The sequence below is a fragment of the Mycobacterium sp. 1245801.1 genome, assembly GCF_001673055.1.
GTDB lineage: Bacteria > Actinomycetota > Actinomycetes > Mycobacteriales > Mycobacteriaceae > Mycobacterium > Mycobacterium europaeum_A.
Map to the genome: position 1 here is coordinate 1 of NZ_LZKY01000111.1, position 948 is coordinate 948.

The 948-nt window shown below is 63.5% G+C and carries 2 protein-coding genes; one reads left to right on the top strand and one right to left on the bottom strand.

What is annotated here, in order from left to right; all coding sequences use genetic code 11:
• On the bottom strand, positions 1 to 505 hold a 505-nt coding region (locus A5622_RS06735), incomplete at its 3' end, for a hypothetical protein (protein WP_066877457.1).
• Between the two features lie 273 nt (positions 506 to 778).
• Between A5622_RS06735 and A5622_RS30030 the strand changes: the two genes are divergently transcribed.
• Positions 779 to 948, top strand: a 170-nt coding sequence (locus tag A5622_RS30030) for a hypothetical protein (protein WP_231999944.1), incomplete at its 3' end; no start/stop codon positions are given.

Consider the following 948-nt stretch of genomic DNA (forward strand, 5'->3'; position numbering starts at 1 on the left):
ACTTTCCCAGCGCCAACAGCATTTCGGCGGTGTGTCGCGATAGTTGCCAGCCGCCCTGGAAGGGGGTGAACTCCATCGGGAAGGTGAAGCTGGCGTTGTTGGCCTGGGCGGTGTGAACGGCGATGGTGGCCTTCACGTTCGACGGATTCTTGTCCGACCACGCGATGTCGTTCGCGTTGAAAGTCATCGGCAAATAGCCGTTGTCGCGCAGGGCGTTGGTGAATTTGTCCAGGGTGACCGCGCTCTCCGGCTTCGCGCCCTCCACCAGATTCACCTTGCTGGCACCCGGAACGTTCGGGTCGGCGAGCCGCGTGAGCACGTCGGTGAGGGCCTCGGGCGGCGGCAGGGGAGCCGTGTTGGGCGCGGCAACCTGGCTCGAGGTGGCCGGTGGGAGCGAAGACGTGGCCGACGAACCGGTATTCGGGTGCGGCGACGAACATGCCGCGAGTCCGACCGCCGCCAAGGCGGCGGCGGCGCTCAGCGCTACGGGCAGTGGCCGGTGCATCCAGTCGGTCGGCCGGCTAGACGCCTCTGGCCGCTTCGCGAACGAAGGGTGTCGCTAAGGTCTGGCCGATGGGTGCAACGGAAGTCACACCGGCGGAGGGGGCGACGACGGCAACGCGAGTCGAGCCTGTGGCGAGGCTTTTTGCGGTCACGCTGGCACCTCCTGAGGCCCTTTCGATCATCACGATTAGTGGCCGAGATTACCAGCGTGACGAAAATCTTAACTTTTCGTGGGTATTTGACTCCGCACATCAATCGGCAATCGCCGGTAGCTTTGAAGTATCCGCCGCACCAATTCGGTGTGGGAAAGGAGCGCAAGATGGGTAGCTCAGAGCGTTCTGAAGCTTTCGGAACACCGCACGAATCAGACATGTCCAGCGGCGACGAGGCCGAGTTGGAGCAACTACGCCGCGAGGCAGCGATGTTGCGCGAGCAACTCGAGCA